The organism is Amycolatopsis sp. NPDC051128, from assembly GCF_040682715.1.
Classification (GTDB): Bacteria; Actinomycetota; Actinomycetes; order Mycobacteriales; family Pseudonocardiaceae; genus Amycolatopsis.
In genome coordinates this window covers 1-24,241 of sequence record NZ_JBFBBN010000083.1, presented here as the reverse complement: position 1 = coordinate 24,241, position 24,241 = coordinate 1, and the positions used below count along the sequence as shown (strand labels likewise).

General features: G+C 72.7%; 20 protein-coding genes. 7 read left to right on the top strand and 13 right to left on the bottom strand.

What is annotated here, in order from left to right:
• Positions 1 to 86: 86 nt before the first annotated feature.
• The 6 genes from AB0M82_RS44435 to AB0M82_RS44410 form a co-directional block, all read right to left on the bottom strand.
• On the bottom strand, positions 87 to 1,274 hold the full coding sequence (locus AB0M82_RS44435; protein ID WP_364735613.1) for a phosphotransferase: 1,188 nt from the start codon (positions 1,272 to 1,274) through the stop codon (positions 87 to 89).
• Positions 1,275 to 1,353: 79 nt separating this feature from the next.
• Positions 1,354 to 2,301, bottom strand: coding sequence for a DUF389 domain-containing protein (locus AB0M82_RS44430; protein ID WP_364735611.1), 948 nt, complete (start codon positions 2,299 to 2,301; stop codon positions 1,354 to 1,356).
• The gene (aspS, locus tag AB0M82_RS44425; protein WP_364735609.1) at positions 2,301 to 4,076 is read right to left on the bottom strand and encodes an aspartate--tRNA ligase; all 1,776 of its coding nucleotides are present in this window, start codon (positions 4,074 to 4,076) and stop codon (positions 2,301 to 2,303) included. Before aspS ends, AB0M82_RS44430 begins: the two co-directional genes overlap by 1 nt.
• A 105-nt stretch (positions 4,077 to 4,181) precedes the next feature.
• Positions 4,182 to 4,784 carry an organomercurial lyase gene (merB, locus tag AB0M82_RS44420; protein WP_364735607.1) on the bottom strand — a complete coding sequence of 201 codons (603 nt, stop codon included), beginning with the start codon at positions 4,782 to 4,784 and terminating at the stop codon, positions 4,182 to 4,184.
• 382 nt (positions 4,785 to 5,166) lie between these two features.
• The gene (locus AB0M82_RS44415; RefSeq protein WP_364735606.1) at positions 5,167 to 5,448 is read right to left on the bottom strand and encodes a hypothetical protein; all 282 of its coding nucleotides are present in this window, start codon (positions 5,446 to 5,448) and stop codon (positions 5,167 to 5,169) included.
• An 84-nt stretch (positions 5,449 to 5,532) separates the two neighbouring features.
• Positions 5,533 to 5,874, bottom strand: a complete 342-nt coding sequence (locus tag AB0M82_RS44410; RefSeq protein WP_364735604.1) for a hypothetical protein — start codon at positions 5,872 to 5,874, stop codon at positions 5,533 to 5,535.
• Between the two features lie 138 nt (positions 5,875 to 6,012).
• Here AB0M82_RS44410 and AB0M82_RS44405 point away from each other — a divergent pair, with 138 nt between their 5' ends.
• On the top strand, positions 6,013 to 8,214 hold the full coding sequence (locus AB0M82_RS44405; protein ID WP_364735602.1) for a tetratricopeptide repeat protein: 2,202 nt from the start codon (positions 6,013 to 6,015) through the stop codon (positions 8,212 to 8,214).
• Between the two features lie 49 nt (positions 8,215 to 8,263).
• Here AB0M82_RS44405 and AB0M82_RS44400 read toward each other — a convergent pair whose 3' ends face one another.
• Positions 8,264 to 9,343 (bottom strand): hypothetical protein, encoded by a 1,080-nt coding sequence (locus AB0M82_RS44400; RefSeq protein WP_364735600.1) that lies wholly within the window; start codon positions 9,341 to 9,343, stop codon positions 8,264 to 8,266.
• A 112-nt stretch (positions 9,344 to 9,455) separates the two neighbouring features.
• Positions 9,456 to 10,868, bottom strand: a complete 1,413-nt coding sequence (gene sthA / locus AB0M82_RS44395) for a Si-specific NAD(P)(+) transhydrogenase (RefSeq protein WP_364735598.1) — start codon at positions 10,866 to 10,868, stop codon at positions 9,456 to 9,458.
• A 90-nt stretch (positions 10,869 to 10,958) separates the two neighbouring features.
• Between sthA and AB0M82_RS44390 the strand changes: the two genes are divergently transcribed.
• Positions 10,959 to 13,952, top strand: a complete 2,994-nt coding sequence (locus AB0M82_RS44390; protein WP_364735596.1) for an AAA family ATPase — start codon at positions 10,959 to 10,961, stop codon at positions 13,950 to 13,952.
• A 75-nt stretch (positions 13,953 to 14,027) separates the two neighbouring features.
• The gene (locus AB0M82_RS44385; RefSeq protein ID WP_364735595.1) at positions 14,028 to 15,416 is read left to right on the top strand and encodes an FAD-binding oxidoreductase; all 1,389 of its coding nucleotides are present in this window, start codon (positions 14,028 to 14,030) and stop codon (positions 15,414 to 15,416) included.
• 76 nt (positions 15,417 to 15,492) lie between these two features.
• Here AB0M82_RS44385 and AB0M82_RS44380 read toward each other — a convergent pair whose 3' ends face one another.
• Positions 15,493 to 15,648 carry a hypothetical protein gene (locus tag AB0M82_RS44380; protein WP_364735593.1) on the bottom strand — a complete coding sequence of 52 codons (156 nt, stop codon included), beginning with the start codon at positions 15,646 to 15,648 and terminating at the stop codon, positions 15,493 to 15,495.
• Between the two features lie 36 nt (positions 15,649 to 15,684).
• Here AB0M82_RS44380 and AB0M82_RS44375 point away from each other — a divergent pair, with 36 nt between their 5' ends.
• A complete protein-coding gene (locus AB0M82_RS44375; protein ID WP_364735591.1) occupies positions 15,685 to 16,596 on the top strand; it encodes a neutral zinc metallopeptidase in 912 nt (303 codons plus the stop codon).
• Positions 16,597 to 17,037: 441 nt separating this feature from the next.
• Here the strand turns inward: AB0M82_RS44375 and AB0M82_RS44370 are convergent, their stop codons facing one another.
• The 4 genes from AB0M82_RS44370 to AB0M82_RS44355 are packed head-to-tail and all read right to left on the bottom strand — an operon-like array spanning position 17,038 to position 22,860.
• The gene (locus AB0M82_RS44370) at positions 17,038 to 18,345 is read right to left on the bottom strand and encodes a glutamine synthetase (protein WP_364735589.1); all 1,308 of its coding nucleotides are present in this window, start codon (positions 18,343 to 18,345) and stop codon (positions 17,038 to 17,040) included.
• A complete protein-coding gene (locus AB0M82_RS44365; RefSeq protein WP_364735587.1) occupies positions 18,342 to 20,081 on the bottom strand; it encodes an IucA/IucC family protein in 1,740 nt (579 codons plus the stop codon). The genes AB0M82_RS44370 and AB0M82_RS44365 overlap by 4 nt, the downstream gene beginning before the upstream one ends.
• A complete protein-coding gene (locus tag AB0M82_RS44360; protein ID WP_364735585.1) occupies positions 20,078 to 21,382 on the bottom strand; it encodes a SidA/IucD/PvdA family monooxygenase in 1,305 nt (434 codons plus the stop codon). The genes AB0M82_RS44365 and AB0M82_RS44360 overlap by 4 nt, the downstream gene beginning before the upstream one ends.
• Complete coding sequence (locus tag AB0M82_RS44355; RefSeq protein ID WP_364735583.1) at positions 21,379 to 22,860, bottom strand: aminotransferase class V-fold PLP-dependent enzyme; 1,482 nt, start codon at positions 22,858 to 22,860, stop codon at positions 21,379 to 21,381. The genes AB0M82_RS44360 and AB0M82_RS44355 overlap by 4 nt, the downstream gene beginning before the upstream one ends.
• Before the next feature lie 153 nt (positions 22,861 to 23,013).
• Here AB0M82_RS44355 and AB0M82_RS44350 point away from each other — a divergent pair, with 153 nt between their 5' ends.
• From AB0M82_RS44350 to crcB, 3 genes are read left to right on the top strand one after another with little or no spacing between them, the layout of a single operon-like run.
• Positions 23,014 to 23,430 carry a CrcB family protein gene (locus AB0M82_RS44350; protein WP_364735581.1) on the top strand — a complete coding sequence of 139 codons (417 nt, stop codon included), beginning with the start codon at positions 23,014 to 23,016 and terminating at the stop codon, positions 23,428 to 23,430.
• Positions 23,430 to 23,762: a DUF190 domain-containing protein gene (locus AB0M82_RS44345; protein WP_364735579.1), complete on the top strand. Its 333-nt coding sequence runs from the start codon at positions 23,430 to 23,432 to the stop codon at positions 23,760 to 23,762. The genes AB0M82_RS44350 and AB0M82_RS44345 overlap by 1 nt, the downstream gene beginning before the upstream one ends.
• Positions 23,759 to 24,133: a fluoride efflux transporter CrcB gene (gene crcB / locus AB0M82_RS44340; RefSeq protein WP_364735577.1), complete on the top strand. Its 375-nt coding sequence runs from the start codon at positions 23,759 to 23,761 to the stop codon at positions 24,131 to 24,133. Before AB0M82_RS44345 ends, crcB begins: the two co-directional genes overlap by 4 nt.
• Positions 24,134 to 24,241: the final 108 nt, after the last annotated feature.

The window sequence follows — 24,241 nt, the reverse complement described above, 5'->3', positions numbered from 1 at the left end:
AACGCCCCGGTGCTCGCGCCGAAGCTCTCCCCAACGCCACATTGGGTGCACTGGACGCACCCAACGCCACATTGGGGCGCTTGGGGTCAGCGGAAGGCGGGGTAGAACGCCAGGTCCGTGTGGGGGCCCAGGCGCGCCGCCAGTGCCGCCGCCACCCGGGTCGCGAACTCCGAGACCACCGTCATCCGCACGTAGCCCGCGTGCTTGGCCAGGTCGCGCCACCACGTCACGAACGCGGCTTCGCGGCTGACCGGGGCCGCGTGGCGGGACAGGTCCAGTGCGGCCAGCTCCTCGCCCGTGATCAGCCAGACGTGCAGCAGTTCGCTGCACGTCAGGTGGCGGGCGAGGACTTCGTCGTCGGCGAACGCCGGCCAGACGCCCACCACCTCCGCGCGCCACGCCGCGATCATCGCCTCGCTCATCCCGGCCGGCAGGGCCAGCGCGTCCGGCCAGCTCGCGAACGGCAGCCGCAGGTGGGCGGCGTCGTCCAGGGCCGAACGGACGCAGCCGGACTCGAAGTCGAGGAACCGGACGCCCTCCCCGGTGACCAGGTTGTTGTCGGGACTCAGCTCGACCGGGCTGAACGCGCGGAACCCCGCCGAGCGGGACTGCTCCAGCGCGTTGCCGACCTGCTCGCGGACCGCTTCCGGGACCGGGATGCCCAGCCGCTCCTGGATCAGCGACGGCACCCGCGCGCAGAGTTCGCCGACGCCGTCGGAGCTGCTCTTCGCGGGGCCGCCGAGCCGCCGCAGCAGCGCGTTGAAGTCGGCTTCCCGCCCGGCGGTGCTCGCGTGCAGCCGACCCAGCGACCGGGCCCAGGACAGCAGGGCGCGCTCGGCCGCGCGGGAGTCGCGGGCGTAGAGCTTGTCCTCCAGGGTGGGCGTGCGGCCGAGGTCCTCCAACACGAGGACGCGGTGCCCGCCGTCGTGGGCGAGCAGTTCCGGGCACATCCGCTCGCCCGGCGCGAGCGCGGTGAACAGCTGGTAGCTGACCGCCTCCTGCGCGAACGGGTCGGCGGCGCCCGGCTCCGGCGGATCGGGGTAGTGCTTGATCACCAGCGTCCGCGGCAGCGCGAACGACGACGACACCACCCTCGCCCGGACCACCGTCGCCGGCCCGCTTCCCGCGAGGTCCTCGGGCGCGACCAGCGTGATCGGGCTGCCGAACCGGCGCGAGAGAACTGACTCGCCCGCCGCGACCGCCGCGGCGACGGCGAGGTGCTCGGCTCCTGCCCCGACCCCAGCGTCGCCGGTGGAGGAGGTGTCGACTGTCATTGTCACCGACCCTACTCGTGACTGAGCAACCATGACTACTGACATTCGGACAACAAGGTGCGTCTCACCCGGACACGGGTCACCCGCGTGAAAGCGGACGCATTCCCACGGGTGAACGTTGCCCATTCCGGCGCACGATCAACACAATGGCCGCTGCTGCAACGATTCCGAGCAGGTTGACGAGCAGCTGACCGACCGACTGGAGACATCTGCTCCACTCCCCCGCCACTGCCGCCACGACCGCGTACCCCGCGGCCGGCACCGTCGTCACCGAGATGAACACGCCCACCAGCGCGGCCGACTTCGCCGACGTCATGGCGAGCATCCCGGCGGCGCCGGCGAGCATCGCCACAACCAGCGACGGTACGCCGACCGAGAACACGAAGTCGACGTCGCTGTGCTGCTTCAGTTCGAACGCCTGCGCGCCGAAGACGTCGGTCAAGCGCACGAGCAGCGCGCCGCCCAGCGTCACGACCATCGCCAGCGGGAAGCCGATGACCAGCGCGACCCCCGCCTGCCGGACGAGCTGCCCGTGCCGCAGCACCAGGCCGACCGCCAGCGCGGCCAGTGGCCCGAACTCCGGGCCGACCACCATCGCGCCGACGATCGTCACCGCGGAGTCGGTGAGCACCCCCACCGCGGCGAGCAGGCAGGCGATCGTGAGGAACGCCAGGAACGTCACGTTGAGGCGCGACTCCTCACCCGTACGGCCCAGCAGCTCCTGCCACACGACCGCGTCGGCACCCTCGCCCGGCGCGGCTTCCTCCGCCTTGTCGGCGGCGTCGGACAACGCGGTGTCGAGCGCTTCGAGCGTGATCCCGCCGGTGTGATCGAGGTCGAGCACGCACAGCGCGTTCACGATCTCGTCCGCCGCCTCGCGCGCGATGTCGGCCTCGACCAGGTCGCCTTCGGGTTCGACGGCGACGCCGCGGTGCACGATCAGGTGCGCGATCCCGGCGTGGGCCCGCAGGATCTCGAGCGCCTCGGCGGTCTTCTCCGGCGGGCACACGGCCCTGAGATGCAGCACTAGTTCTGCGGCGCGGCGGCCGGTTTCGCGTCGATGCCGGCCTCCTTGCGCTGCTGCGCGGTGATCGGCGCGGGCGCCGCGGTCAGCGGGTCGTACCCGCCGCCGGTCTTCGGGAACGCGATCACGTCCCGCAGCGAGTCGGCCTTCGCCAGCAGCATGACGATGCGGTCCCAGCCGAACGCGATGCCGCCGTGCGGCGGCGGGCCGAAGGCGAAGGCGTCGAGCAGGAAGCCGAACTTCTCCTGCGCCTCCTCCTCGCCGAGGCCCATCAGGCTGAAGACGCGCTTCTGCACGTCGCCGCGGTGGATACGGATCGAGCCGCCGCCGATCTCGTTGCCGTTGCAGACGATGTCGTAGGCGTAGGCCAGCGCGTTGCCCGGGTCCTGCTCGAACTTGTCGATCCACTCCGGGGTGGGCGAGGTGAACGCGTGGTGCACCGCGGTCCACTTGCCGGAGCCGACGGCGACGTCGTCGCCGATGTCCTCGACCGGCGCGAACAGCGGCGCGTCGACGACCCACACGAACGACCAGGCGTCCTCGTCGATCAGGCCGAGCCGCTTGCCGATCTCGTCGCGCGCGGCGCCCAGCAGCGGCTGCGTCGAAGCGGCCTTGCCGGCGGAGAAGAAGATGCAGTCGCCGGCCTTGGCGCCCGCCGCGGCGGCGACGTTCTCGCGCTCGGTCTCGGACAGGTTCTTGGCGACCGGGCCGCCGAGCGTGCCGTCCTCGTTGACGAGGATGTACGCGAGGCCGCGCGCGCCGCGCTGCTTCGCCCACTCCTGCCACGCGTCGAGCTGCCGGCGCGGCTGGCTCGCGCCGCCCGCCATGACGACCGCGCCGACGTACGGGGCCTGGAACACGCGGAACGGCGTGTCGGCGAAGAACTCCGTCATGTCGGTGATCTCGAGGTCGAAGCGCAGGTCCGGCTTGTCCGAGCCGTACTTGGCCATCGCCTCGTGGTAGGTGATGCGCGGGATGGGCCGCGGGATCTCGTGCCCGATCAGCTTCCACAGCGCGGACACGATGTCCTCGCCGAGCGCGATGACGTCGTCCTGCTCGACGAAGCTCATCTCGATGTCGAGCTGGGTGAACTCGGGCTGCCGGTCGGCGCGGAAGTCCTCGTCCCGGTAGCAGCGCGCGATCTGGTAGTACCGCTCCATGCCGCCGACCATGAGCAGCTGCTTGAACAGCTGGGGCGACTGCGGCAGGGCGTACCAGGAGCCGGGCTTGAGCCGGGCCGGGACCAGGAAGTCGCGGGCGCCCTCCGGGGTGGAGCGCGTCATCGTCGGCGTCTCGATCTCGACGAAGTCCTGCGCGTGCAGCACCTCGCGCGCGGCGCGGCTGACCTCGCTGCGCAGCCGCATGGCCGCGGCCGGGCCGCTGCGGCGCAGGTCGAGGTAGCGGTGCTTGAGGCGGATCTCTTCGCCGACGTCGACGCGGTCGTCGATCGGGAACGGCAACGGCGCGGACTCGGACAGCACGTCGAGCTCGGTCGCGAGGACCTCGATCTCACCGGTGGGGATCTCGGCGTTCGCGTTGCCCTCGGGGCGCTTCGCGACCTCGCCGACGATCTTGACACAGAACTCCGACCGCAGCGCGTGCGCGCGCTCGGCCATCTCGCCCTCGCGGAAGACGACCTGGGCGACGCCGCTGGCGTCGCGCAGGTCGATGAAGATGACGCCGCCGTGATCGCGCCGCCGGGCCACCCATCCGGTGAGGGTGACGGTCTGTCCGGCCTGTCCGGCACGCAAGGTGCCGGCTTGGTGAGTGCGGAGCACTGCGACTGCTCTCCTTCGAGATGGGCGTCTACGGCGGGTTCTCGCCGCCCCAAGGCTAACGAACCACCCAGCCTACGACGTCGGCAGGCTCGCCCGGCGCGGTGGTCAGAGCGGGGACTTGGGGCGGGCCTCCAGCGCCGCCACCAGCCGGTGGGCCTGCGCCAGGTACGCCGCGACCGGGAAGACGCGCCCGCCCGGGTGGGCGACCAGCCAGCTCGCCGCCGCCGTCGCCGACGCGAAGAACGGCTGGCCCGCGCACGCCACCGCTTCGACGTGCTCGAGCCCGAAGCCGAGGTCGATCGCGGCGACCACCGCCGTCGGCGGGTCGGCCTGCAGGATCGCGTACGCGGTGAGGTCGATGCGGATGCGGGTGCCGGTGACCGGGCAGGTGGCGGCCGCGTGCACGCGCTCGCCGGTCGCGAGGGCCAGCAGGAACATGTCGACCGAGCCGTCGGGGCCGGCGCCGAGGGTGCCCTCGGCCGGTTCGAGGCGGTGGTGGGCGCCGCGGGGCGCGGGGCCGGTCGAGACCAGGTCGCGGTGCAGCGTGAACCCGATCAGCTCGACGAGCCGCCGGGCCTCGGCCGTGCTGACGCCGACCGTCGCGGCCAGCCGGTCGACGCTCACCGGGTGACGGCCGGCGCGCGTCAGCTTCAGCGCGGCCCAGGCGAGCCGGGCGGCCGCGACACGGTCGGTCTGCGAGGTCGTCAACGTCCGGCTCCTCTCGAGATCGATCCCTTCGACGTCAGGCGCCGGTGACGCGGGACTACGCCGGTGACGCGGGACTACAACGACACGATCGGACATTCTCCCGCAAGCCGCCGTCACCACGCCGGATCCGGGCCCGGATTACCTCGAACGGCGCAGTGCGTCACCCGGTGAATCTACAAAGGACGATCACGGCAGGCGGAGCCGGCCGGCCGCCGCGGCGGCGGCGCTCCGCGAAGAGACGGAGCGGCAGGCTCGGGCGCACCACCAGTCACTCGTGTCCCACAGGCACGAACGCCCTGTCCGTACGGGATGACTGACGGGTCATTCGTCCACATCCCGTACGGACTTCGGCGCGGTTCTGCCGCGCCGGGGGTGCAGTCTCTTACGCGTAGAGATCCCAGATGGCGGGTGAGCTGCCGGGCCGGTAGTTGCAGAAGTAGCCCTGCCACCAGCCGTAGTAGACGCCGGTGAACCCGGCCACGTCACAGTCGTAGTAGTTCCAGTAGGCGGCTCGCCAGACGGCGTTGACGGTCGCCGGCTGGCTCACGGTCGCCTTTTCGGCCGCTGGGGTGACTTCGCTCGCCGACGCCGGGGCCGCGGCGACGGCCAGCCCGAGCAGTACCGCGCTGGCCGCGAGTGCGGGCCGCAACATAATTCTTGTCATGCGGATTCCTCTCCATTCAGGTCCCGCTGGTGCGGGAATTTCCCGTTGAGGCCGCGGATTTGAAGACCACGCGGCTGCTTCGTGCTACGCGCTTTCGACGACCTGGACCCAGTTCACACCCCAGTAGCAACTGGACGGCGGGTAGAGCGTTTTCGCGCCGTCGGTCCAGTCGGTGATGATGTACACGCTGTCCGTTGTCAATCCGAACGAACAGCTCACGCGGACCTTCCACTTGGCGATCGCCGGAGTGGTGCAGGTCGCGGAGCCCCAGTAACCCCCCAGCGAGCCGGAGACGCCGGTCGAACAGCTCATCCCGTACATCGGCGTGACGAATTCCTGTGCCGCGGACGCCGTGGAGGGGATGCCGACGGCCAATCCGGCGGTCACCGCCGCCACGGCGATCGCTCCCTTGACGATGCTGCCCATATATATCGCTCCCCTTCGATGGTGGATGTATCACCAAAAGCATCGGGTGCTCTTTGGGATGAGACCACACACAGGCACCTACACATTTCGGACCGTGTGCGGTGCAATGGGTGGGCCGGCAACCGGGGGGAGGCTTCTGTGGTGGAACGGTTCGGCTCCGTGCTGCGCGGCCTGCGGGAGGCCGCGCGGCTGACCCAGGAGCAACTGGCGGAAAAGGCGGGCCTGAGCACCAACGCGATCAGCGCGCTGGAGCGCGGGGAGCGCCTGCGGCCGTACCCGCACACGGTCAACGCGCTCGCCGCGGCGCTGGGCCTGGATCCCGGGCAGCAAGAGGCGTTGCGCACGCTCGTACCGCGGCGGGCCGCGAAGGCGCCGGCCGCCCCGAAAGTGCCGGGATTGCCGGTGCCCCGCCAACTGACCGCGGTGCCCGGCGACTTCACCGGCAGGACGGGCGACCTCGTCCGGCTGCGGAACCTGACGCAGAACCTCATCGCGATCGACGGGACGGCGGGCGTCGGGAAGACCACGCTGGCGCTTGTCTGGGCACGCGAGCAGCGGGAGCGGTTCCCGGATGGCCAGCTGTACGCCAACTTGCGTGGCTACGATCCCGGCAAGCCCGCGGACTCGAGCGACGTGCTGGACGGCTTCCTGCGCGCGCTGGACGTGCCCGCGGCGAAGATCCCGCCGAAGCGCGACGACCGGGCCGCGCTGTTCCGGTCGCTCACCGACGGCAAGCGGATGCTGGTGCTGCTGGACAACGCGTCCAGCGCGGAGCAGGTCCGGCCGCTGTTGCCGGGCGCGCCGACCTGCTCGGTCATCGTCACCAGCCGGACCGCGTTGACCGGGCTCGCCGCGGCGAAGGTGAGCGTGGACCTGCTGCCCCTCGACGAGGCCGTGGCGTTCCTGCGGGCGATCGTCGGCGCCGAGCGGGCCGACGCCGAGCCCGAGGCTGTCGTGGAAATAGCGAGGCTGTGCGCGCGGCTGCCGCTGGCGTTGCGGCTGGCCGGTCAGCGGGCCGCCTCGCGGCCGCGGCTGCGGCTGGCCGAGGTGGCGGCGGAACTGGCCGGGCAGGCGTCGCGACTGACGCCGCTCAGCTCGAACGGGGACCGCCGCACGAATGTTCGAACCGTGTTTTCCTGGTCCTGTGACGCCGTACCCGCCGCGCAGGCGAGGATGTTCCGGCTGCTCGGCGTGCACCCCGGCCCGGACGTCGGCACGCACGCCGCGGCCGCTCTGGCCGGCACCGGCCCCACGGCGGCGGCCGGCCTGCTCGACGGTCTCGTCGACGCGCATCTGATCGAGCACGTCAGCCGCGATCGCTTCGCGTCCCACGACCTCCTCAAGGCGTACGCGCGCGAGCAGGTGGCCACCGATCCCGAAGGACCTGCGGCGCGGCGCCGGCTCGTCGGGTTCTACCTGCACACGGCCGCCGCGGCCGATCGCCGCCTGCACCCTGGCCGTGGGCGTGCCCTCGTCGACGGCGCGGCCGAACCCGCGCATCCGCTCGTCTTCGGCAGCTTCGACGCCGCGCTGGCGTGGTGCGAAGCCGAGCGGCCGTGCCTGACCGCGATCGCCGAGCTTGCCGCGGAACTCGGGCTCGACGCCGCGTGGCAGCTGCCCAACAACCTGTGGAGTTTCTACTTCATGCGTAAGCACTGGGCCGATGGCGCCGCCGCACATCAGGTGGGTCTCGACGCGGCGCGGTCGGACGGCGCGCGAGCTCGGATGCTGAACGGGCTGGCCGTCGCATTCGCGGCCCAGCGACGGTTCGACGAGGCGATCGGTCACTTCCACCGGGCGGGTGAACTGTTCCGGGCGGCGGGGGATCGCTGGGGCGAGTGCAGCACGCTGGTGAATCTCGGCGACACCTACCTTGGGCTGGGCCGGTTCACGGAGTCGGCCGACCACTCGGCGCTGGCGTTGGCCGTCGTCCGTGAGCACAGCAACCCGTACATCGAGGGCGTCGCGCTCGGCAACCTTGGTGAGGCCCATCTGGGGCTGCACGACTACGACACGGCGAGGGCATACTTCCTGCGCGTGCTGAGCCTGTGCCGAGAGATCGACCATCGGCACGGCGAGGGTCTCACGCTGAGCCATCTCGGCGCGGCCTGTGCCGGACTGGGTCGGCACAGCGAGGCGCTCGACAATCTCACGCGGGCACTGGAGCTCGGCCGCGAATCCGGTGACCGCGAAAGCGAAGCGGTCACGCTCGTGCGGCTGGCCGACGTCCACGACGCTCTCGGCGACACCGAAGCGGCCCGCGGCTTCCGGGAGAGCGCCGCCGGAATCTTCGAGACGCTCGGCGATCCGCGGGCCGCGGAACTGCACATGCCGGCGTGAGGCGTCGCCCCGTCACAGTCCACGGTGGACAATCCATCGAGGACGATGGTCAACGCGAACAGTTGTGCGACACCATGCCGTCGGCCACGAAGTCGCCGGTGCCGGTGGTGATGTCGAACAGCGGCAGCTGCAGCCCCAGCGGCTCGATCGCCTCGACCCGGCGCCGGCTCGCGCCGATCACCGCGCCGTCCAGCGACCGCTTCCAGGCCACCGCGGGGTTGCTCACGTGCAGGAACCGCAGCACCTCGCCGGTGCCGCCCAGCAGCCGGACCTCCTGGCGGGTCGGGAACTTCGGCACCTCGTCGACCTGGTGGGCGAACCCGAACCGGGCGAGCGCCGCGGCGAAGGCGTCGGCGATCTCGGGTTCGTCGTGCGCCACCGCGAGGACACCGCGGCCGAACCCGCCCGCGAGGTCGAAGACGCCGGCGAGGAACCCGCGCTGCCAGTGCGCGTCGGGGGCCGGCGGCACCTTGAGGAAGCCGACCGACGCCCCGAAGTCCGGGAGGTAGCGCAGCGCGCGGGCGGCGGCGTCCGGCTCCGCGGCGAACCCGCCGGAGCGCAGCATCCCGCACAGGTAGCCGGCGCGGTACCCGAGCGTCTCGTCCGGCGTCGGTTCGAACCGGCCGACGCCGATCAGCTCGGTCCCCGGCGTCAGGTGCGGCCGCTGCGCCGAGCCGAACCTGCTGCCGGTGACGTGCTTCCAGCCCTTGGCGGTGAGGAACCGGTGGTCACCGCCGGCGACCAGCCGGGTGCCGTCGTCCAGGCTCACCCGGTAGGCGGCGCGCAGGGTCGTCCAGTGCGCGAGCACCTTGGTCGGCACCAGCCGCCGGGTCGCGCCGTGGCCGCGGGTGCCGTAGATGCCGTCGCCGGCCTTCAGCTCGGACAGCGCCGCGGTCCGGCCGTCCGCCGTCAGGATCCGGGTGCCGCCCTCGAGGCAGTACGTGCGGGCGTGGGAGCAGCCGCGGTACGGGTCGACGGGCCGGCCGAACGGCACGCCGGAGCCCGCGGGCACCTTGTCCGGCACCGGACGCGCGCCGTCGAATTCCGGTGACCGCACCGACCGCGCCAGGCCCTCCAGCCCGGGCAGCGCCGGCTCACCCTCCCCTGCTCGCTGCCGATCCCATCGCACGGCGTCAGTCGAACACACGTTCTATTCGAGTGTCAAACGGGTTCGCCGCAAGAGGTTCGGGCGGTGCTGCTGTGACTCCTGAGGCTGGTCAGCGGTTCAGCGGTTCAGCGGTTCAGGATGAGAAGCGCTCCAAGGCCCGGATCTTGTTGGTCGCGTCCAGCGCCGCCACCTTGTACGCCTCCGAGAGCGTCGGGTAGTTGAACACCGCGTCGACGAGGTAGTCGACCGTGCCGCCGCAGCCCATCACCGCCTGTCCGATGTGGACCAGGTCCGTCGCGCCCGTGCCGAACACGTGCACGCCCAGCAGTTTCCGGTCCGCGGTGGACACCAGCAGCTTGAGCATCCCGTAGCTGTCGCCGGTGATCTGGCCGCGCGCCAGCTCGCGGTAGCGCGCGATGCCGACCTCGTACGGCACCGACGACGACGTCAGCTGGGCCTCGGTCGCGCCGACGTACGAAATCTCCGGGATCGTGTAGATGCCGATCGGCTGCAGCGCGCCCAGCCCGTTCGCCGGCTCGCCGAACGCGTGGTACGCCGCCAGCCTGCCCTGGTCCATCGACGTCGCCGCCAGCGCCGGGAAGCCGATCACGTCGCCGACCGCGTAGATGTGCGGCACCTCCGTGCGGTAGTACTCGTCGACGACGAGCCGGCCGCGTTCGTCCGCCTTCAGGCCGGCCGCCTCCAGCGCCAGCTCGCCGGTCATGCCCTGGCGGCCGGCGGAGTACATGACGCCGTCGGCCGGGATGCGCTTGCCGCTGGCCAGGGTGGTGATGGTCGCGTCGTCGGACACCGCGACGTCCGCGACCTTCTCGCCGAAGCGGAACGTGACGCCGAGATCGCGCAGCTGGAACTTGAGCGACTCCACGATCTCGGGGTCGCAGAAGCCGAGCATCTGGTCACGCTGTTCGACCACGGTGACCCGCGAGCCGAGCGCGGCGAACATCGACGCGTACTCGATCCCGATCACCCCGGCGCCGACCACGACCAGCGACGACGGGATCTGCTCGAGCCGCAGGATCTCGTCGGAGTCGAGCACGCGGGCGGCGTCGAAGTCGACGTGCGCCGGCCGCGCGGGCCGGGTCCCGGTGGCGATCACGACGTGGGCCGCGCTCAGCGTCCGGCGGTCGCCCCGGTGGCGGCCGTCGACGAGGACGGTGTGCGGGTCCGCGAACGAGCCGGTGCCGGCGATGAGGTCGACGTGGTTGCGCATCAGCTGCGAGCGCACGACCTGGACCTCGCGCCCGACGACGTGCTGGGTGCGCGCCAGCAGGTCGGCGATGGTGATGTCCTGCTTGACCCGGTAGCTGGCGCCGTACAGCTCGCGCTGGTTCATGCCGGTCAGGTAGAGCACCGCTTCGCGCAGCGTCTTGGACGGGATGGTGCCGGTGTTGACGCACACCCCGCCGACCATGTCGTGCCGGTCCACGACGGCCACCCGTTTGCCGAGCTTCGCCGCGGCGATGGCGGCCTTCTGACCGCCGGGGCCCGAACCGATGACGATGAGGTCGTACTCGTGCTCGCTCACGACGTCGAGCCTGCGCACCCGGCGGTCCCGGCGCAACCCCTCGTGGGTGAAGATCCCCGCGCGAGACCGTCTCGGAGCTAGCGTGACCTGGTGCTGCGGGTTTCGCTGCTGGGCGAGCAGGTGATCGCCGACGAGGAGACCGGCGCCGTGCTGACGCGGTCGCCGCGGTCGGTCGCGCTCGTGGCCTACCTCGTCGTGCACGCCGGCCTGGCACAGCCCCGGCGCCTCATCGCCGGGCTGTTCTGGCCCGACTCCACCGACGCGCAAGCGCTGACCAACCTGCGCCGCGAGCTGCACCAGCTGCGCCACGTGCTGGGCGAGCAGCCATCGCTGGCCGTCACCGGGCGCGACCTGTGCTGGCTCGACACGCCGACGAGCCGGGTGGACGTCCGGGAGTTCGACGTCGCCCGCCGGGCCGCGCTGGCCGCCGCGGACGCGAGGGGCGTGGTCACCCACGCCAACGCCGCGCTCGCCGCCTACCGTGGCGAGCTGCTGCCGAGCCTGGCCGACGACTGGGTCCTGACGGCCCGCGCCGAGCTCGACCGCCAGTGCGTCGAACTCTGCGACCTGGTCTGCCGGACACCGTCGGGCGACCCGGCCGCCGCGCTCGCCGCCGCGCGCCGCCGGATCCGGCTGCGCCCGCTGGAGGAGACCGGCTACCGGACGCTGATGGAGCTGCAGGCCGACGCCGGCGACCGGGCGGGCGCGGTGAGCACCTACCACCGGTGCGCGTCGGTCCTCGAGCGCGAGCTCGGCGTCGTGCCCGCCGAGCCGACGCGCGCGGCGCTGCGCCGGTTGCTCGCCCAGCCCGGCCCCGAGGTCGGGCGGGTAGCGGGCGCGGCGGCGCCCGGGCTCGTCGGCCGGTCCGCCGAACTGGCCCGGCTCGGCGAAACGTGGCGCGCGGCCGCGGCGGGCCGGGCGGGTGTCGTCCTCGTCCGCGGGGACGCCGGGGTCGGCAAGACGCGGCTGGTCACCGAGTTCGCCGGGCTGGCTCGCGCGGAAGGGGCCGTGGTGGCCACCGGCCGCTGCTTCGGCGCGGCCGGGCGGCTCCCGCTGGCTCCGGTGGCCGAGTGGCTGCGCACACCCGCGGTGCAGCGGGCGGCGGCCGCCCTGGACCCGGTGTGGCGCGCCGAAGTCGACCGGCTGCTGCCGGCGGCGCGGCCGGTCGCGGGCGGGCACCCGACGGTCGACGCGTGGCAGCGCCTGCGGTTCTTCGAGGGGCTGGCCCGCGCGCTCACCGCCGGCGAACGCCCGACCCTGCTCGTCCTCGACAACGCGCAGTGGTGTGACGAACAGACGAGCGCGTTCATCACCTTCTGCCTCGGTCTCGTCCCGGACGCGCCCCTGCTGGTCGCCGGGACCCTGCGCGAAGGCGAGGCCGGGGCCGGGGCCTGGATCACCCAGCTGCGCGACGAGGGCAAGCTGACCGCGCTTCCGCTGCGTCCCTTCGACGCCGAGGGCACGGCTCGCCTCGGCGAAGCGGTCGCCGGGCGCCCGCTGTCCGAATCGGACCGGACCCTGTTGCACGCGGCCACCGGCGGGTTCCCGCTGTACGTCGTGGAAGCCTTGCGCACCGGCGCTTCCCCGCCTTCCGGCCGCCTGACCGAGGTGCTGCGGGCCCGGCTCGAACAGCCTGGCCCGGCGGCCCGCGAGGTCGCCGGGCTCGCCGCCGCGGCCGGCCGGGACTTCACCCTGGAGCTGCTCACCGAGGCCAGCGACCTCGACGCGGACACCGTCGTGGACGCGGTCGACGAGCTGTGGCGGCGCCGCATCCTGCGCGAGGTCGGCGGCGGCTACGACTTCACCCACGACCTGCTGCGCGATGCCGCCTACCAGCAGGTCAGCCCGCCGCGCCGGTGGCTGCTGCACCGGCGGCTGGCCCAGGGCATGGAGCTGCTGCACGCCGGCGATCCCGACGCCGTGGCCGCGCAGCTGGCCGAGCAGTACGCCCGCGGCGGCCGCCCGGACCGCGCCGTCGAGCACTACCGGCGGGCCGCGACCGTCGCCGCGCGGACGTTCGCCCACGCCGACGCGATCCGGTTGCTGAAGGAAGCGCTCGCGCTCGTCCGCGCGCGCCCGCCGAGCGGCAACCGCGACCGCGCCGAACTCGCCGTCCTCGAAGCGCTCGCCGGGCCGCTCAACGCCCACCAGGGCTACTCCTCTCCTGAGCTGCAACGCACCCTGGAGCGGTCGCTCGCGCTCGCGGAATCGCTGGACAGCCAGGATTCGGCGCTGACCGCGCTGCTGGAGCTGTGGTCGTCCCAGTTCGTCCGGGGCCGGACCGCGCAGGCGCACGAGTCGGCCGAACGCGCGCTCTCGCTGCTCACCCCGGGGATGAGCCCGGCGCTGATCGGCTCGGCGCACTTCATCGTCGCGGGCTCGTCGGTGAGCCTCGGCCGCCCGGCCGAGGGGCTGCGGCACTTCGCGCTGGGGGCCGAGCACACGCGGGGCGCGTCGACCTGGCCGATCGGCACCCGGCCGGACATCCACGGGCCGGCCTGGGCGGCCCACGCCCAGTGGCTGCTCGGCCACGAGGACGCGGCCGTGGCGAGCTGCGCCGAAGCCGTCGAGCGGGCCCGCGCGGCCGGGCACCCGTACAGCGTGACCATCGCGCTGGCCTACGCCGGGATCACCCACCAGCTGCGCCACGACCGGCCGGCGCTGTCGGCGGCCGTGGCGGAGCTGCGCGGCCTGTGTGACCGGTACGGGTTCGCCTACTACCGGGAGTGGGCGCTGGTGCTGGGCGGCTGGACGCGCGGTGGCGCGGCCGGGCTGGCCGCCGCGCAGGAGGGCGTCGCGCACCTCAAGGCGGAGGGGGCGTTCGCCCGGATGCCGTACTGGCTGACGCTGGTGGCCGAGCTGTCGGCGCCCGAGGCGGCCCGCGCGACACTGGACGCGGCGCTCGCCGCCGGACAGGCCCGCGACGACCGCTGGTGGCTGCCGGAGGTGCTGCGGCTGCGGGCCGCGCACGACGCCGATCCGGGCCCCCGCCTGCGGGCCGCCGCGGAGCTCGCCCGCGCCCAGGGGAGCGTCACCCTGCTGCGGAGGTGCGAGGCGGCTCTGGCCGTCTCCGCACCCTCCTGAACGGGCCGAACGCTGCGCGAACGCCCGGTGCCTACGTTCACCTCGAACCGGAAAATCGGAGAGGGGTTTCAACCCATGACCACCACCGCGTTGCCGCACGAACCCTTGGCCGCCAGTCTGCGCGGCACCCTCGTCACGCCGGCCGACCCGCGCTACCACGAAGCCCGCGCCGTCTACAACGCCATGATCGACAAGCGGCCGGCGGCGATCGCCTACTGCCGCGACGCCGCCGACGTCGTCGCCTGCGTCCGCTATGGCCGTGAACAGGGCCTTGACCTCGCCGTGCGCGGCGGCGGCCACAACGCGGGCGGCCTCGGCGTCGCCGACGGCGCGCTGGTCATCGACCTGTCCGGGCTGCGCAGCACCACGGTCGACCCGGTGCACCACACCGTCCGCGCCGACGCCGGGTGCACCTGGGGCGACGTCGACCACGCGACCGTCGCGTTCGGCATGGCGACGCCGTCGGGCATCGTCGGGTCGACCGGCGTCGCGGGCCTGACCCTCGGCGGTGGCATCGGCTACCTGGCCCGGCGCTTCGGCCTCACCGTCGACAACCTGCTCGGCGCGGACGTCGTGCTCGCGGACGGCTCTTTCGTGCAAGCTTCGGAGTCTTCGCACGCCGACCTGTTCTGGGCGCTGCGCGGCGGGGGCGGCAACTTCGGCGTCGTCACGTCGTTCACGTTCCGCTGCCACGACGTCGGCGAGGGCGGCTCGGTGATCGCCGGGCCGGTGCTCTACGACCTGGCCGACACGCCGGACGTGCTGCGCTGGTACCGGGACCTGCTGCCGTCGCTGCCGGAGGAGCTGAGCGGCTGGTTCGGCCTGCTGACCGTGCCGCCCGCGCCGCCGTTCCCGGAAGAGCTGTGGGGCCGCAAGGCGTGCGGCATCGTCTGGTGCTACACCGGCGCGCACGCCAAGGCGGACGAGGTCATGGCGCCGGTGCGCGGCTTCGGCTCGCCGCTGCTGGTCGGGCTGCAGCAGATGCCGTACACGGCGCTGCAGGGCGCGTTCGACGCGCTGTACCCCGCCGGGCTGCAGTGGTATTGGCGCGCGGACGTGTTCCACGAGATCTCCGACGCGGCGATCGACATCCACCTCAGGTACGGCGAGGCGTTGCCGACGATGCATTCGTCGATGCACCTGTACCCGATCGACGGCGCGGTGAGCCGGGTCGCCCCGGACGCGACGGCGTTCCCGCACCGCTCGGGCGGCTGGTCGGGCGTGATCGTCGGCGTCGATCCTTCGCCGGAGAAGGCGGAAGCGATCTCGCAGTGGACGCGGGACTACTGGGAGGAACTGCACCCGACCTCGGCGGGCGGGGCGTACGTCAACTTCATGATGGAGGAGGGCCAGGACCGCGTCCGGGCGTCGTATCAGGGCAACTACGACCGCCTGGCGACCGTCAAACGCCGGTACGACCCGGAGAACACCTTCCACGTCAACCAGAACATCCGCCCGGCCTAGCGTTGGCGCCAGGGCCGTGAATGTCGCATTGAGGGACTCTAAGTCCCTCAATGCGACATTCACGGCTTTCGCCGGGTCAGGAGCGGAGGGTGCCGCGGCGGCGGGGCCAGTCGGTGACCGTGTCGAGGCCGGAGCGGGCTTCGCGGGGCGAGAACGGCGCGGTCCGCCGCCGGACGTAGGAGTTCCACGTCGGCGCCCAGATCGCCGTCAGCGCCCGCGCGTCGCGCAGCACCCCGTTTGGTTCGTTCCCATCCTGAAGGAGCTACGCATGCGCAATCCGCGCAAACTCCGTTGGCTGACGATCCCCGCGGTCGTTTTGGCCGTCGGCGCGCTCACGGCCTGTGGGCCCGGCCCCACGACCACGACCCCGTCGACCAGCACCACGTCCAGCCCCGGCACCACCCCAGCCAGCGAGCAGCCGCTTCCGAGCGAGCTGCGCGACGCCGAGGTCAACCAGGCCGGAGGTGACAGCGCTTTCCAGAGCAATGTCACTCAGCAGCTGACGTCGGATCAGGTCTACACCTACCTTGTCGACGTGGTCACGAGCGCAGACAAGATGTGGTCGGCCTACGCGGCGAACCTCCCGAACGGCTACACGCCCGACTTCTACTACGAGATCGTCACCGCCGAAAAGCCCATCAGCAGCAACTGCGTCAACGGTCCGGTCACCTCGACCTACAACAACGCCTTCTTCTGCGACAAGGACTCGTCGACGATCGACGGCATCACCTACTACGGGTCCGTCGTTCTGCCGCTCGACACCTTCAAGAAGATGTGGAACGGCGACGTCTTCAAGCGACAGTCCAAGCGCAGTGGCGACTTCGGCGCTGCGGCCATCGTGGCCCACGAGGTCGCTCACAGCAACTGGTGGGACCTCTCCGCCCAGTACAAGCTGCCATTGATCAACCAGCCCGGCCGGCCGCGCGACAAGCGCAACGAGCTGATCGCGGACTGCGGCGCCGGCGTCTGGAGCAACACCGCCTACTACCAGGGCTACCTGGAGGGCACCGACGTCGAAGAAGCGGTTGCCGCACTGGAAGCCATCGGCGACAGCAGCCGCGGAGGCAGCGATCCGCACGGCTCATCGGCCGAACGCGGCGCCGCCTTCATGACGGGGTACAACTCCGGGAAACCGGCCGACTGCATCAAGGCCTACTGGCCCGGTGTGCAGGGCGGCTAGGACAGAAGCACCAGAACAATAGAGCAACCGCTCGCGGCCACCATCACATACCAGGTAAGTGGGCATATCAGGCCACCGACGTCCGCAAGGACTCCAGTAGCTTCAACTTTTTATAAACCAAGGTGGTATGATACGTCTCGGTCTTTTACGCGGTCACCGCCGCTACCGGCGCCATGGGCTCGTTTGTTTGCAGCGTAGCAACCGAACGGTTTGGCCGGCGCATCGTTACGCCCGACCGTCTCACTGTTGCTCGGGCTAGGGTCAATTGGCCAGGCTTTAGCGCCTCGTACTACCACGCTAGATCTTTGCGCGTCGGATCCTGGTATCGGCTGCCGATTGCGCGAGGGCACCTGCCCGTCTGGACGCGGCCAACAACACCACAATCAACCGGTGGATCCAGGTCTATGTCCCTCAATGCGACATTCACGGCTTTCGCCGGGGTCAGGAGCGGAGGGTGCCGCGGCGGCGCTGCCAGTCGGTGACCGTGTCGAGGCCGGACTCGATCTCTTCGGTCAGCAGCGCCGTCAGCTGCGCCGCGACGTCCTCGCCCAGCAGCCCGCCCACGCGGTCCAGCAGCGACAGCGCCTCCCACGGCGACGTCGCCAGCGAACCCACCGTGACTCCCGCGTCCGGCGGCGTGAGCCCCTCCTCCAGGCCGAACCGCCCGGCCGCCAGCAGGGCCGCGACGACCAGGTGGGGCTGGGCGTCGGCGCCGGCGAAACGGAACTCCAGCCGTTGGTTCTCCCCGGTCCCGGCCACCCGCACCGACGCCGTCCGGTCGTCGTGCCCCCACCGCACCTCGCGCGGCGAGAACGGCGCGGTCCGCAGCCGGACGTAGCTGTTCCACGTCGGCGCCCACACCGCCGTCAGCGCCCGCGCGTCGCGCAGGACGCCCGCGAGGAAGCCGCCCAGCAGGTCCGGCGCCGATCCGTCCACTGTGGACAGCGAGAGGTGCACGTGCCCGGAATTGCCCTGCCCCGGCGAAGGCGCGGCCAGATACGAGGCGGTGACGTCGTGGCGCGCGGCGACCCGGCGCACGATCAGCTGCTGCAGCAGGACGTCGTCGCACGCCGCCAGTGCGTCGCGGTGGCGCAGCACGATTTCGTACTGCCCCGGGTGGCACTCGGCGCGCGCCGACTCGACGCCCAGCCCGGCGTCGTCGAGCGTGGCACGCAGCTCGCCCAGCAGCGGCGCCAGGCGTTCGGTGCCGCCGACCGCGTAGTCGACGCCATGGGGGGTGAGCGGCTCACCCCGGGCGTCGTGGAAGACGACTTCGTGCTCGATGCCGACCGACGGCACCAGCCCCAGGCCTTCCAGCGCGGCGAGCTGCCCGCGCAGCACCTCGCGCGGGGCCAGCTCCGCGGCCGCGCCGGACGGCCATTCGGCGTCGCACACCACGGCCCACGTCCGCTCGCCCAGGGGGATCGCGCTCGCCGCGTCCGGCCGCATCCGCAGGTCGCCGAAGCCTTCGAGGTAGCCGCCGAGCACCCCGGACGCCGGGAGTGCTTCGCGCGAAGGCGTCCACGCGAAGACGTAGCCGCAGACGCCGTAGCCGTCGGAGAGGACGTCGGTGGCGAACGACCCGGCGAGCTCGACCGCGGCGAACCGGGCGTGCGGGTCGGGCACGAGCAGGAGCAGCCGGGCGCCGTCCTCGGCGAGCACGCCGCGCAGCACCGCCTCGGCCGGCCCGGCCGCCGCGCGCCGGGTGGCCAGGGATCGCGGGCCGGCCGGCCGCGTGAACGCCGTCACCACGCGCCGCCGGGATCCGGGGCGTGCAACGGGTTCGGCACCCGGCCCCAGCGGACGTCGAACTCGTCGTCGCGCTCGACCTTGTCGAAGCCCTGGCCGGCGAAGTGCTCCCGGTTGAGCGTCACGCGTTCGACGTCCGGGGCGAACAGGCGGCACGCGTCGAAGCGCGCGGCGACGTCCGGGTTCTCGTCGCGGTAGCGGCCGACGATCTCCCGGACCGGCGCCCAGAACGCCGCCCGCGGCAGGCCCAGCTCGTCGAGCAGGACCTCGGCCCAGAACCGGAACTGGCCGGAGAACACCGAGCTGAACAGCGACTGCGCGAGCAGGTGCGCGGGCCAGCGCAGCATGTCCGCCGCCGCCTCGGGCGGGAGGCTCTCGTAGCTTTCGAGCTGTTCGTCGAGCAGGTCGACGCCCTGGGCGAAGTCCTTGATCAGCACCCGCTGCGGGAACCCGGCGGCGTCGGTCACCAGGACCAGGTTCTGGCCGTGCGGGCAGAACCCGACGCCGTGGCGCAGCAGCCACTGCAGCAGCGGCGTCAGGACCAGGTCGAACAGGCGCGTCAGCCACGCTTCCGGATCGCCGCCGCCGATCAGGTGGGCGAGCACGGAGACGCCGTCGGGCCCGCGGTAGGGCAGGGCGGCGAACGAGATCGCGCGCTCGCCCTCGGCCAGCCGCGCGACGAGCGGTTCCCGCCACAAGGCACCGAGGGTCTCGTGGAACCGGTACGGCAGTTCCGCCAGGTGCCCGAACAGCGGGTGCTTGACCGACACGCTCGCGACCTCGCCGAGCAACCCGAACCGGTACTTCTCCGCCAGCAGCGGATCTCCCTCGCCGACCCGGCGCAGCCAGGACGTCACCGACGGCCCGGCGAGCGTGGCCGCGGAGTTCAGCCCGCGGTAGACGAGGGTGTTGCGCACCGACACGGCGGTCTTGACGTCGTGCCGGCCCGGCGTGGTCACGTTCGCCAGGGTCCGGACCGTCTGGTGCGGCCGGTAGCCGTCGGCGCTCTCGCCGAGGTCGATCACCGAGCCGGTGGCGAGCTCGGCGGCGTAGAGGGTGCCGAGGATCTCGTCGGCCTGCCAAGGGTGCACGGGCACCCAGACGTAGTCCTCGGGCGCCCGCGCGGCGAACTCCGCCCGCAGCTCGCCGAGTTCGGCGGCCAGGAGGGCGTCGCGGCTCAGCTCGTCGACACAGCGGAACTCGGCCAGCCCCGGGTGGACGGCGAACCACCGCAGCCGGACGTCGGCCCCGGCCTCCGGCGCGTACCGGGCGCGGTCGCTCGCCGAGAACCCGACCCGGCCCTTGTTGAGCACCAGGCGCGGGTGCCCGGTGAGGTGCCCGTCGGCCACGTTGTAGTCCAGAGTGGACAGTTCCGCCGCGGTCGGCGCGCGGCGCAGCCGGGCGGCCTCGTTGGCGACCGTCGCGGTCAGCTCGGCCAGGACGTCGGCCAGGCGCAGCCCGCTCAGTCCCAGGACTTCCCGCGCGTCGACGACGAGCGTGCGCGGGTCGGTGACCGGCTCGCCGGACCGGTGCGCGCTGCCGGGCTCGACCGTCCACGCTTCGAAGGCGCCGCGCCGGGCGCGGAACGTGTAGACCACGCCGTCCGGCAGCTCCAGCCGGTAGCCGTCGCCGTCGGCGACCGGCTCCAGCATGTGCTCGTAGGACAGCTCCCCGAGCATCTTGTGCACGATCAGGGCACCGGCCGCGCGCCAGGCGGCCGCCTCGTCGACGCTCACTTCTCCTCCAGGCCGAACGTGGTGAAGGCGGTGCGGTCGGGCAGCTCGTGGACGGTCTTGCCGCACACCGCGTTGAGGATCACGGCCGCCCGCCAGGCGCCGAGGCCGAGGTCGGGGGCGCCGGGCCCGTGGGTGTGCCGTTCCGCGTTCTGCACGAACAGCGGCCCCGGCAGGTCGAGGGCGACGCGGTAGCCGGGGCCGACGACCAGCCGGCCTCGCTGGTCGCGGTGGACGGCGTCGCCGAGCCCGGCCAGCAGCGACCCGGTCGGCGTCTCCGCGTAGCCGGTGGCCGCGACGACGGCTGCGGTGCGCAGGGTGCCGCTGCGCCCCTGCTGCGCGTGCCGGACGCCCAGCTCGACTTCCCCGTCCACAGTGGACGCCGAAACGACCTCGACGCCGGGGGTCAGCACGGCGCCCGGCCGGCCGCCGGTGATGCTGCGGCGGTAGAGCTCGTCGTGGATCGCGCCGATCGTCTCGGTGTCGATCCCCTTGTACAGCTGCCACTGCGCGGGCAGGAGCCGGTCGCGGACGGCTTCCGGCAGGGCGTGGAAGTACGCCGTGTAGTCCGGCGTGAACTGCTCCAGCCCGAGCTTCGAGTACTCCATCGGCGCGAACGCCGGCGTCCGCGCGAACCAGCGCACTCCGTCCACAGTGGATCGCGACCGCAGCAGGTCGAGGACCACCTCGGCCCCCGACTGCCCGGACCCGATCACGGTGACGCTTTCGGCGGCCAGCAGCGTTTCCCGGTGCGTCAGGTAGTCGGCCGAGTGCAGCACCGGGACGGCCGGGTCGGCCGCCAGCTCGCGCAGCGGCTCCGGCACCGACGGCACCGATCCCACGCCGAGCACGACGGCGTCCGCGAGCACCGGCTCGGTGCCTGCGGTGCCGGCGGTGCCGGCTACGGTCAGCTCGAACGCCGACTCGGCCGCGTTCCAGCGCACCCCGGTGACCTCGTGCCCGAACCGGCACGACGGGAGCCGGGCCGCGGCCCACCGGCCGTAGTCGTCGTACTCGACGCGCGGCAGGTGGAACCGCTCGGCGAAGTAGAACGGCAGCAGCCGGCCGCGGTCGCGCAGGTAGTTGAGGAACGAGAACGGGCTGGTCGGGTCGACCAGCGTCACCAGGTCGGCCAGGAACGGCACCTGCAGCGTCGCGCCGTCGACCAGCAGGCCGGGGTGCCAGCGGAACTCCGGGCGGGCGTCGAAGAACACCGCGTCCAGGCCCTCGACCGGAGCGGCGAGCGCCGCGAGCGAGAGGTTGAACGGCCCGATCCCGATGCCCGCCAGGTGGTGGCGGTTCACGAAGCGACCGGGCTTTCCCGGCCGGCCACGAGTTCGGCGCCCGCCGTGGCGGCGATCCGGTCGAGCAGCGGGCGGTAGTCGTCGCCGGTCGTGCCCGGGTGCAGCAGCGTCAGCTTGAGCCACAGCTGCGGCGCGCCGCCGGGCCCGGTCGGGAGGGCGGCGCGGCCGATCACCGCGGTGCCGGCTTCCAGCAGCGCCCGGCGCACGCGGGCGACCAGCTCGTCGTCGCCGGTCTCGTCGGCGACCACCGGCCGCAGCACCACAGTGGACAGTTCCGGCGGGCCCCAGAGCCGGAGCCCCGGGTGTTCTTCGACGCGCGTCGCGACCTCCGCCGCGGTGGCGCAGCAGCGTTCGACGAGCGCGCCGAGGCCGTCGGTGCCCAGCGCGCGCACGGTGACGGCCATCCGGAACGCGTCCGGCCGCCGGGACGTCCGGACCGAGCGGCCGAGCAGGTCCGGCAGGCCGGCTTCGGTGTCGTCGTCGGCGTTGAGATACTCGGCGCGGACGGTCAGCGCGCCCAGATCGGCGGCTTCGCGGGCGGCGAAGAGCCCGGCCGCGACCGGCTGCCAGCCGAACTTGTGCAGGTCGAGCGCGACGGAGTCGGCCAGGTCGAGCCCGGCCAGCTTCGGCCGCAGCGCGTCGCTGCACAGCGCCATCCCGCCGTAGGCGGCGTCGACGTGCAGCCGGGCCCCCGCGCGGCGGCAGAGCGCGGCGATCTCCGGCAGCGGGTCGAGGGTGCCGGTGTTGGTGGTGCCGGCGGTCGCGACGACGACGGTGTGCGGGGTGACGACTTCGGCGAGGGCGCCGGGGAGCAGGCGGTCGCCTTCACACGGCACGACGATCGGCGCGGGGAGGCCGAGCAGCCAGGCCGCGCGCGCGACGCTGTGGTGGGCGTTGGCCCCGCAGACCGCCTGGACGATGCCGGTTTCGCGGGCCAGGAGCAGGCCGAGCAGGTTGGACTCGGTGCCGCCGGTGGTCACGACGGCGTCCGGGGCGTCGGCCTGGGGGTAGCACAACCGGGCGATTCCGGCGGTGAACTCGCGCTCCAGCTCACTGGCGACCGGGGCTTGGTCCCAGGAGTCCATGGAGGGGTTGAGCGCGCTCGCGACGACGTCGGCGGCCACGGAAACCGCGAGCGGCGGGCAGTGCAGATGGGCGGCGCACGCCGGGTCGGCGGGGTCGGCCGAGCCCGCGGCGAGGAGCCGGCTCAGCTCTTCCAAGGCGGCTTCGGCGCCGACACCGTGGCGAGGCAGCGCGCCGCTCGCCGCCGGGGCGGGGTCGAAGCCGCGGTGCCCGGCCGCCGAGCCCAGCTCGCCACCCTCCGCGACCAGGGCCGCGGCCACCGCCGCCGGCCCGCCGGCCGGCACGGGGCCGCCGCGTTCGGCGACGCCCGCCGCCATTCCGCGCAGTGCCACCGGGATCAGCTCGGCGAGCCGGTCCGCGCCGCCCTCGCCCCCGGCCAGCCCGTCTCCCCGCATGAACCCCCGCCTTCCTTAGGGTTGCCTTGCCTACGCTCGGCTACAGTACGGCGACCGACGGCTGTCTGTCATCCGGCCCCGTCCAGCATGCTCGACCGGGTGGGGGGAACGCGTCGGCCATCGGGAGTAGGTTCGGCCATCGAGAAGGCGGAGGTGATCAGCGTGCCCGCGAGCCCGGCGACCCGGTGGGACGTGCTGCTCGCGATCGGCGCCGGTGGCGCGCTGGGCAGCCTCGCCCGGTACGGCCTGTCGGTCGCGATCCCGCACCCGCGCGGCGAGTTCGCCGTCGCGACGCTGCTCACCAACGCCCTCGGCTGCCTCCTCATCGGCGTCCTGATGGCGGTGCTGACGACCACGGCGCGCCCGCACCCCCTGCTCCGGCCGTTCCTCGGCGTCGGCGTCCTCGGCGGCTTCACGACGTTCTCCACGTTCGTGGCCGACACCCTCGACGCGGCGACGACCGGGCGGATACTGGGTTCGCTGCTGTACCTGGTGGCGTCGGTGGTGTTGTGCCTGGCCGCGGTCGCCGCCGGCCTGACGGCCACGCGCGCTGTGCGAAGGGAACGCTGATGGAAGGCCTCGCGACGCGGCTGACGATCTACCTCGGCGAAGACGACCACTGGCACCACAAGCCGCTCTACCACGAGATCGTCCGCCGGGCGCGGGACGCCGGGCTGGCCGGCGCTTCGGTGCTTCGCGGTGTGGAGGGCTACGGCGCGTCTTCGCTGATCCACACCACGCGGATCCTGTCGCTGTCGGAGGACCTGCCGGTGGTGGTCGTGATCATCGACGCGGAGGAGAAGCTGCGGGCGTTCCTGCCGCGGCTGGACGAGCTGATCGGCGAGGGCCTGGTGACGCTGGACCAGGTCGAAGTCATCCGCTACGGGGGGCGGACGGAGTGACGGTGGTCCTCGTCGCCCTCGGCGGCGCGGCGGGCTCGGTGCTGCGCTACCTGACCGACCGCCGGGTGCAGCGGTGGCGGGACTCGCCGTTCCCATGGGGCACGCTGACGGTGAACGTGATGGGCTCGTTCGTCCTGGGCTTCCTGAGTGGCTGGCTCCTGCACGGCGCGGAGCCGTCGTCGGTCCGTTCCCTGGTGGCGATCGGCTTCTGCGGCGGGCTCACGACGTTCTCGACGTTCGGCTACGAGACGGTGCGGCTGTTCCTGGAGAAGACCCGGCTGTACGCGGTGCTCAACGTTCTCGTCACCGTGGTCGCGGGGCTGGCTTCCGGCGCGCTCGGCCTGCTGCTGGCCACCGCGGTCTGGTCCTGACCCAAACGCCCCAATGTGGCGTTGGTTGCGTCCAACGCACCCAATGTGGCGGTGGGGGGGGGGGGGGGCCCCCCACCCCCACCGTGGGGGGCGGTGTAGACCGGGGGC